We start from the raw sequence: 7,807 nt of genomic DNA, 5'->3' as shown, positions 1-7,807 counted from the left end.
CGCCGCCGCGGCGAAGCGAGTTCCTGCTTGATAGCCTGTTTATGAACAGCCGGCCCTTCTCAATGGAGCGGCCGTTGGTAGAAGAAGACCCCTTTCCCGACAGGAGGGGGTTTACTGAATGTTTACGTCGAGCGGGTTGTTGCGAGACCGACAAACAAAGAAGAGGCGGAGAGGAAGTGGACATGAATCCGGATTTATCGGCGGAAGGCCGCAACCCCGGTTCCTGCGGGGATCGGGAAAGGGGTGTGCTTTTTGTCTGCGGCACCGGCACCTCGGTTGGCAAGACCTTTGTCTGTGCGCGGTTGCTCGATTTTCTGCTCCGTAACGGGGTCGATGCCGGGTACCAGAAATGGGTGAGTACCGGTGAACAGGGGCGACCCGCGGACCTTGAATACTGCCTGCGGGCCGCGGGGTTGGCCCCTGACCCGGCTCTCCTGGATCTCCAGGTTCCATACCGGTTCCTTTTCCCTGCCTCGCCGCACCTGGCAGCGGAGCGGGAGGGCCGCCGGGTGGACCCGGCGGTCATTGTCGAGAGTTACCGGAAGCTGCGGCAACGGCACCGGTTCCTTCTGGTCGAGGGGGTGGGCGGCCTCCTGGTGCCCTTGACCCGGGAGTTATTGTTGATCGATCTGGTGGCCTTGTTACGGATTCCGGTTCTGGTGGTGGCTGCAAGCGGGCTCGGCACCTTGAACCATAGCCTGCTTACCCTGGAGGCGTTGCGGGCCCGGGAGATTCCGGTGGCCGGGGTTGTTTTCTCCGATGGCCCGGGGCCGGAGGACGAGTTGCTGATCCGGGATAATATCCATACCGTGGCTGAACTGGGCCGGGTCGAGGTTTTCGGTCGTCTGCGGCGGGTGGCGGGTGACGCGGCCCGGCGGGAATTCGAGCCGGTGGGTGCGGCCCTGCTTGCCAACGGCGCGGTGATGCCCGACAAATGATGGTATGATCTGGTTTCAGGTTTCAGGGAAACCTCTTGCCTCTGATCGGTGTTGTTGTTTTTTTCCGACCACCTGGCACCTCTTCTATATAATTATACCGCCAAACGACCGGTTGCCCATATTGACAAAGCGTCTTGCTTTGGGTAACATTCTCGGCTCTTTCTTGTCCGTGTAGATGAGAGAAGCGTTTTTAAGTTTGCCGGTTTTGCGGAAGAAGTTTTTCTTTAAAGTTCCGGCATGGTTCATGTCCAGGCAAGCCGTTGGCAGGTCTTTGTTCCTGCGGGCGGCTTGGATTATTTATGAGAGAGGGTTCCCATGGCTGTCACCAATAAGGAAATTACGCCTGAGTTCAGCGCCGAGGTTATTGCGGCCCCGGGCGGGCAACACCTGAACCGCTGTTTTTCATGCGGCGCCTGCAGCGGCATCTGTCCGGTCAGTCAGGCCATCCCCGAGTTCGATCCCCGCAAAATTATCCACATGGTCAGGATGGGCCTGAAAGAGCGGCTGCTGGGCTCTGACCTGCTTCTCTACTGCTCAAGCTGCAAAAGCTGCGTCTTTGTCTGCCCCCAGGATGTCCGTTTTGCCGAGATCAGCAGCGCCCTGCGGCAGATGGCCCTGGACCAGGGCTACCTGTCCGAGCAGGATCTGCGCGACAAGGGCAAGGCCGCCTGGGTGGAACCGGACCTCTGCGTTTCCTGTCTGACCTGCGTCCGGGTGTGCCCCTGGGAGATCCCGGTGATTGACCGGGCCGGGCAGGCCAACATCGATGCCCGGCAATGCAAGGCCTGCGGCATCTGCGTGGCCGAGTGTCCGGCCCAGGCCATTTCCTTGAACCAATCCGAAGATGAGCGGTTGATCGCCGTTTGCGGCAGCGGCCGGTGATCGACAGGAGAGACAGATGAGCGATTTTAATCCGAATATCAGGGCGTTTTGTTGTCATTACACCTCCCAGCAGGCAAGTTCCGACCATGGCGAGGGGCTGAAGCAGGCCGGTTTTCCCGGAAACGTGGTCCTGGACCGGCTGACCTGTACCGGCAAGCTCCAGGTGAGCACCCTGCTCGCCGCCTTTGAGCAGGGCGCGGATGCGGTTTATGTGGTCGGCTGCCCACCGGACGGCTGTCATAATGTCAAGGGCAGCCAGCGGGCCGCCAAGCGGGTGGGCGCGGTCAAGAAGGCCCTGGCCGAACTGGCGGTGGAACCCGAACGGGTGCGGATGTATCACCTGGAAAGGGGGCTGCACCCCGAGTTCGTGGCCGCGGCCCGGGAGATGGATACAATGACCAGGGCCCTGGGGCCTTGTCCGTTTAATGGAGAGAGCAGATGATTATTGCCGAGAGGAAACCCGTTGCCGAGATTCTGGACATGGTCCGGGATGCCAAGAAAATTCTGGTCCTGGGCTGTAGAGGGTGTGTGACCGTCTGTTCGGCCGGCGGTGAGCGGGAGGTTGAGATTCTTGCCTCGCTCATCCGGCTGGGCCGGAAAAAGGAAGGCAATCCGGTGGAGGTTGCCGGGGCCACCCTGGTCCGGCAATGCGACAAGGAATATATCAACAGCATGGACCAGTGGGAGGGCCAGTATGATGCGGTGGTCTCCATGGCCTGCGGGGTCGGGGTCAACTTCATCGCCAACCTGCGTTCCTCCACCAGGGTCTTTCCAGCGGTGAACACCAGCTTTTTCGGCGGCTCTGTCGTGCAGGGGGAATGGACCGAGCAATGCGCTGGTTGCGGCGACTGCATCCTCCATCTCACCGGCGGTCTCTGTCCGGTGGCCCGCTGCGCCAAGAGTCTGCTGAACGGGCCCTGCGGCGGTTCCCAGGACGGCAAATGCGAGATCAATCCCCAGGTGGCCTGTGTCTGGCAGCTGATCCATGACCGGCTGGAGAGTCTGGACAGCAAGGAGCAGATGCTCCGGGTCGCCCCGATCCGCGACTGGCGGCCGGCCGGTCACGGCGGGCCGCGCAAGGTCGTGCGCAACGACCTGACCGTTTAGGAGGGGTGGCGGTGGTGCCGGTGGTTGCCTTTTTCGGCAGATCCGACTGCGGCAAGACCACCCTGCTGGAAAAACTGATCCAACTGCTCAGCGGGCGGGGATACCGGATCGGCGTTGTCAAACACCATGTGCACGGGCCGTTCTCCATGGATGTGCCGGGCAAGGACAGCTGGCGTCATAAACAGGCCGGGGCCCGGACCGTTGTTCTTTCCTCGCCCGTGGGCCTGGGCATGGTCAAGGATTGCCGGCAGGACGCGACCCTTACGGAGTTGCTCTGCCGGTATTTTTTTGATGTCGACCTGGTACTTGCCGAGGGGTACAAACAGGGGGATACCGCCAAGATCGCGGTGTGCCGCAACGATCTCCGCCACCGGCCGTTCCCTGAACCGGTGGATAACACCTTGATCGCCACGGTCAGCGACCTGGACCCGGGCCGGGACCTGCCCTGGTTTGACCTGGACGATATTGCCGGCATTGCCGATTTTCTCATCAAGACCTTTCTGCCCTCCAGCCAGCCGGATGCTTCCGGCCCAGAGATATCCCTCCTGAAGGACGGCGTCCCTATTACCCTGAGCGCTGTTGACCGATCCCGTATTCTTGATACCCTGGCCTCCTTGCCGGCAGCCATCGCTCCGGATCAGGATTCGGAGGAGATCTTTGTGATGATCCGCAGCCGGAAAGGGAAGGCCGATGGGTGCTGACCTTGAATCCATTCCCGGGGTGACCGGGGTCATTCTTGCCGGCGGCCGCAGTTCCCGTTTCGGCCGCAACAAGGCCCTGGCCGAATTATCCGGCCGGCCGCTGATCGAGCAGGTGGCCGCGACCCTCTGCCCGCTTTTTCCCTCCTGCCTGGTGGTGACCGATACCCCTGGTCAGTATCGATTCCTCGACCTGCCGATGATCAACGATGTTTTTCCAGATAAAGGGCCCCTGGCCGGTATCCACGCGGCCTTAGAGGCCAGTGGCGAGGAGCGTGTTTTTATCGCGGCCTGCGATATGCCCTTCCTGGCCCCGGAACTTGTCCGTTATCTCTGCAAACTCAGCCGTGAATCCGACTCACTGGCGGTTGTCCCCCGGCTGTCCCGCGGCCCGGAGCCGCTCTGCGCGGTCTATCACCGTGATGCCGCCGGCCTGTTCGCCCATCGGCTCGGCCGTGACCTGGGCAGCGTTGCGGATGCCCTGGCCCGGATACAGGTCCGCTGGGTTGCCGAGGCGGAGCTGCTCAGCGTGGTCCCGGATCTCAAATCCTTTGTCAATCTGAATTATCCCGGGGAACTGGATGCGGTCCAGGGACCGGGTCCGGATAAAAAAACAAGGTAGTGTCCGTCCAGAAATGGCCCTTTCGCCCAATCTCGGCGTCATGCTCAAAAAATAATGCTCGGAGGTAAGCGAGGTTACGAGACTCCGATATCACATATATGCCTGTGCTTATTTTTTTCGCGATCCTTGATCTTGAACGAAATTGCTCATTTCTGGACAGACACAAGGTGGCTGGTCCCTGCTGATTACGATTTCTGGCAGGTCGGGCAGTAATAGGTGGCCCGGCCGCCGAGTACGGTCCTGATCACCGGGGTGGCGCAAATCCGGCAGGGCTGGCCGGCGCGGCCGTAGATCCGCAGGTCGAGCTGGAAATAACCGCTCTCGCCGCTGGCGTTCAGAAAATCACTGATGGTGGTGCCGCCGCTTCTGATGGCCAGCCGGAGGATCCTCCGGCAATGGCGGACCACGGCCTGCCATTGTTTTTCGTTCAGTTTTCCGGCCGGGGTATCCGGCCGGATCCCGGCGGCAAAAAGAATCTCATTGGCATAGATGTTGCCGATCCCGGCCACCACCCGGCCGTCCATGAGAAAAAGCTTCACCGGTTGTTTCCGGATGCTGGCTCGTTCTAGCATATACCCGGCGGTAAAAGAACGCCCCAGGGGCTCTGGCCCGTGGTTTTTGAAAAAATCTTTTTCGTGTTTCCGGCCCGGCGGCAGCACCTGGATTGCGCCGAAGCGGCGGCTGTCGTTGAAACGCAGTTCCCGGCCGTTGTCCAGGCCTAACCGGAAATGATCGTGCTTGGCACGAGGGGCGTTCGCCGGCATCAGGGCCAACCGGCCGCTCATCCCCAGATGGACGACCAGCACCGCGCCATTGTCCATCCGGATGAGAAGGTACTTGGCCCGCCGGTCCACCCGGCGGACAACGGCGTGCATGATCCATTGGCGCAGGAGTTTTCCGGGCAGGGGCAACCGCAGCTCTTTGTCGGACGAATATATGCGCATCACCCGGCGGCCGGGCAGCAGGGGGGCAAGGCCCAGGCGGGTGACTTCGACTTCAGGGAGTTCCGGCATGGTCGGTCTCAGGAAAGCCGGGTCTCGCCCTCGGCCAGAGCGGCCAGTCCTTCCGGATCGAGGATGGTGATTTTCGGGCCGTTGATGCGGATCAATTCCTGCTTGCTCATCTTGGCCAGGATCCGGGAAAGGGTCTCCGGGATTGTACCCAGCAGGCTGGCGAGCTGGGCCTTGGCCATGTCCAGTTCAACCTCGGGCGCGCCTTGCCGTTTTTCCCGCAGGTAGAGGATATGGGCGGCCAGCCGGCCCGGGACCTCCTTGAGTGACAGGGCCTCGATCATGTGCGAGAAGCGTTTCAACCGCATGGACATGGAGGCGAGCATGTTCAGGGACAGGGAGGGGGTGTCCCTGACCAGCTTGAGAAAGGAGTCCTTGGGAAAAAACAGGAGCCGGCTTTTCCGCAGGGCCTCGGCATGGGCCGGATAGCGGTTGCTGCTGAACACCGCCACCTCGGCAAAGGGGTCGCCCGGGCCGAGGATGTGGAGGATCTGTTCCTTGCCGTCCGGCGATACCTTGTAGATCTTCACCCGGCCGGTGACGATCACGTAAAAGCCCACCCCGTCATCGCCCTCGTTGAAGATGGTCTGACCGCGGTTGAATTCCTGGTCGGTCAGGATCATGGCCAGGTCATTGTACTGGTCTTTGGTCAGGCCGTTGAACAGGCTGATGGCGTTGAGGTGCTGGATGATTTCCATGGTGTTTTTACAGGTTAAGGGCGAATGGGAAGAGGGCAGGGGTGGACCGCAGGCGCAATTGTATCATGACGCGAAGGTGAAGGCCACGGCAAAATCATGGTACAGACCGGCCGTCACCCGGGCCGGGGAATCCGGGGACCCCTGGTCCGGGGGGGCCTGGAAATCAAGGGCCAGGGCCGGGTTGAGAAGTTCCGAGGTCGGCAACGGTGCGGCCGCGGTCAGGCGCAGTTCGAGAAAACCGGGCAGGGGCGTGATCCCGGCCGCCTTGCGCAGGGCCTCCTTGGCGGCCCAGATGATGGTCAGCCCTGCCTCTTTGGTAAGTTTTTTTTCTGCCCGGCGGATGAGGGTCATTTCCGGCGGGCTGGTAAACCGTTGCCTGACCCGGTGGATGGTGGCCACGATCTTCTGGATATCAAGGCCGCAGGAACCGGATTCCACGGCCAGGGCCGCGGCCAGCCCGTGGCTGTGGGAGATGGAAAGAGTTGGTGTCTCCAGAATATTACCCGCCCGGTCACTGAAAAACGGCCGGCCATGGCGATCGGCGATGATCTGCCGGTCCCGCCGGCCTGGACCGGGCCGGAGTATGTGCACCGCCTGTTTGGCCGCGATCCGGCCGCCCAGCCATTCCAGTTTTCGTTTGGCATGGGAAAAGGCGCAATAGCGCTCCTGTTCCAGAGGCAGGAGATAACGGTCCGTCAGGGCCGCCTGGCCATGGTCGGCCAGGGAGGAGGCCAGTCGTTCCAGGGGCAGGAGGGTCAGGACCGCTTCACCCTGGCCGGCGGCGGGCTTGACACCCAGCCCGGTATTCGTGAAGCTGATAACGGCAGGGTCCATGTTTTTTTTCGGCTTGTGGCGGGCGGTTCGCTGTGCCTGATCTCCGGTCAAAATGAGCTGACTGCTTGCACCATAACCCGGGTCAGCCCCTGCCGGAAGAAATTTTCTTGCCAATTCTCTTTAATCCGGCGAAGCTGGGGCTGGAATCTAGAAGCACTGTTTTTTAATCAGCCGGTGTCCGGACGGGCACCGGCTAACCCGCGGGAGGTAGTTGCCCATGGCCTGGGTTGACCAGATTACCCTGTTCGATATTCTTGTGGCTCTCATCTGTCTTATCTTCCTGGTGCGGGGGGTCTGGGTGGGGTTTGTCCGGCAGCTTGCCACCATTGCCGCCCTGTTCCTTGGATTCTATCTCGCCGGCCGCTATCACCGGGAAATCTATGACTTGGTCCTGCCCTTTCTCGACAGTCGCCAGTTCGCCTTTGTGCTCACCTATCTCATCATCCTGCTCCTCATCTATGTGGGCGGGGTGTTGCTCGGGTTGCTGCTCAAAAAGGTGATGACCCTGACCCTGCTTACCTGGTTTGATCGGTTGCTGGGCGGAGTTTTCGGTCTGGGCAAGGGTTTTTTTGTGAGCTGCCTCATCTTCATGGCCCTGGCCGCCTTTGTTTCCGGCACCAATAATTTTCTGCGCCGTTCGGTCAGCTTTCCGCTGTTGACCGCCAGTTCCAGGATGATCCTGGACCTGGTCCAGGATCCGGAACTGGGTGAGTTTTTTCTGCCCAGGAAACCGGCAATCCCTTTGGATTCCGTCCCACCGGCGGCGCAGCCCGGAACTCCGCCTTCCCGGGACGAAGATCTGCCGCCGGTGGAGCAGCTTGTCCCGGTGCCTCCGGCCCGCGAGGAACCGTCGATGCCACAGGAAAACAAAGGGCTGATGCTGTGAATCAGGGGACAGAAGACGGAAGACGGAAGACGGAAGACAGTGGGCAGTGAACCAAGCACCAAGCACCAAGAACAGTGGACAGTGGGCAGTGGACGGAAAAAAACATGGGGCAGTGATCATGGCCCGGAATAT

10 protein-coding genes are annotated in these 7,807 nt (G+C 60.9%); 7 read left to right on the top strand and 3 right to left on the bottom strand.

Annotated elements, in window-relative coordinates:
• The 6 genes from bioD to L3J03_05575 all read left to right on the top strand — a co-directional run.
• Positions 1-938 (top strand): dethiobiotin synthase (gene bioD / locus L3J03_05600; protein MCF6290452.1); only part of this gene is annotated, 938 nt, incomplete at its 5' end.
• Between the two features lie 315 nt (positions 939-1,253).
• Positions 1,254-1,820, top strand: coding sequence for a 4Fe-4S dicluster domain-containing protein (locus tag L3J03_05595; protein ID MCF6290451.1), 567 nt, complete (start codon positions 1,254-1,256; stop codon positions 1,818-1,820).
• A 16-nt stretch (positions 1,821-1,836) separates the two neighbouring features.
• Positions 1,837-2,262: a hydrogenase iron-sulfur subunit gene (locus L3J03_05590; protein ID MCF6290450.1), complete on the top strand. Its 426-nt coding sequence runs from the start codon at positions 1,837-1,839 to the stop codon at positions 2,260-2,262.
• Positions 2,259-2,927, top strand: coding sequence for a methylenetetrahydrofolate reductase C-terminal domain-containing protein (locus L3J03_05585; GenBank protein MCF6290449.1), 669 nt, complete (start codon positions 2,259-2,261; stop codon positions 2,925-2,927). The genes L3J03_05590 and L3J03_05585 overlap by 4 nt, the downstream gene beginning before the upstream one ends.
• Before the next feature lie 5 nt (positions 2,928-2,932).
• Positions 2,933-3,628 (top strand): molybdopterin-guanine dinucleotide biosynthesis protein B, encoded by a 696-nt coding sequence (gene mobB / locus L3J03_05580; protein MCF6290448.1) that lies wholly within the window; start codon positions 2,933-2,935, stop codon positions 3,626-3,628.
• The gene (locus tag L3J03_05575) at positions 3,618-4,247 is read left to right on the top strand and encodes a molybdenum cofactor guanylyltransferase (protein ID MCF6290447.1); all 630 of its coding nucleotides are present in this window, start codon (positions 3,618-3,620) and stop codon (positions 4,245-4,247) included. Before mobB ends, L3J03_05575 begins: the two co-directional genes overlap by 11 nt.
• A gap of 185 nt (positions 4,248-4,432) precedes the next feature.
• Here the strand turns inward: L3J03_05575 and mutM are convergent, their stop codons facing one another.
• From mutM to L3J03_05560, 3 genes are all read right to left on the bottom strand, one after another.
• Positions 4,433-5,260, bottom strand: coding sequence for a bifunctional DNA-formamidopyrimidine glycosylase/DNA-(apurinic or apyrimidinic site) lyase (gene mutM, locus L3J03_05570; GenBank protein ID MCF6290446.1), 828 nt, complete (start codon positions 5,258-5,260; stop codon positions 4,433-4,435).
• 8 nt (positions 5,261-5,268) lie between these two features.
• Entirely contained in the window at positions 5,269-5,955 is a 687-nt protein-coding gene (locus tag L3J03_05565; protein MCF6290445.1) for a Crp/Fnr family transcriptional regulator, read from the bottom strand.
• A 63-nt stretch (positions 5,956-6,018) separates the two neighbouring features.
• Positions 6,019-6,789, bottom strand: coding sequence for a 4'-phosphopantetheinyl transferase superfamily protein (locus tag L3J03_05560; protein MCF6290444.1), 771 nt, complete (start codon positions 6,787-6,789; stop codon positions 6,019-6,021).
• Positions 6,790-7,006: 217 nt separating this feature from the next.
• On the opposite strand from L3J03_05560, the gene L3J03_05555 reads away from it, so the two are divergent.
• Positions 7,007-7,675 carry a CvpA family protein gene (locus L3J03_05555; GenBank protein ID MCF6290443.1) on the top strand — a complete coding sequence of 223 codons (669 nt, stop codon included), beginning with the start codon at positions 7,007-7,009 and terminating at the stop codon, positions 7,673-7,675.
• The last annotated feature ends 132 nt before the right edge of the window (positions 7,676-7,807 follow it).

Source organism: Desulfobacterales bacterium, assembly GCA_021647905.1.
Classification (GTDB): Bacteria; Desulfobacterota; Desulfobulbia; order Desulfobulbales; family BM004; genus JAKITW01.
This window is presented reverse-complemented; position numbering and strand designations above follow the sequence as displayed.

What these genes read in the sequence shown, in the direction of transcription:
- L3J03_05595 (MCF6290451.1), top strand. Translation starts at nt 1,254, where the DNA reads ATGGCTGTCACCAATAAGGAAATTACGCCTGAGTTCAGCGCCGAGGTT.
- L3J03_05590 (MCF6290450.1), top strand. Translation starts at nt 1,837, where the DNA reads ATGAGCGATTTTAATCCGAATATCAGGGCGTTTTGTTGTCATTACACC.
- L3J03_05585 (MCF6290449.1), top strand. Translation starts at nt 2,259, where the DNA reads ATGATTATTGCCGAGAGGAAACCCGTTGCCGAGATTCTGGACATGGTC.
- L3J03_05575 (MCF6290447.1), top strand. Translation starts at nt 3,618, where the DNA reads ATGGGTGCTGACCTTGAATCCATTCCCGGGGTGACCGGGGTCATTCTT.
- mutM (MCF6290446.1), bottom strand. Translation starts at nt 5,260, where the DNA reads ATGCCGGAACTCCCTGAAGTCGAAGTCACCCGCCTGGGCCTTGCCCCC.
- L3J03_05565 (MCF6290445.1), bottom strand. Translation starts at nt 5,955, where the DNA reads ATGGAAATCATCCAGCACCTCAACGCCATCAGCCTGTTCAACGGCCTG.
- L3J03_05560 (MCF6290444.1), bottom strand. Translation starts at nt 6,789, where the DNA reads ATGGACCCTGCCGTTATCAGCTTCACGAATACCGGGCTGGGTGTCAAG.
- L3J03_05555 (MCF6290443.1), top strand. Translation starts at nt 7,007, where the DNA reads ATGGCCTGGGTTGACCAGATTACCCTGTTCGATATTCTTGTGGCTCTC.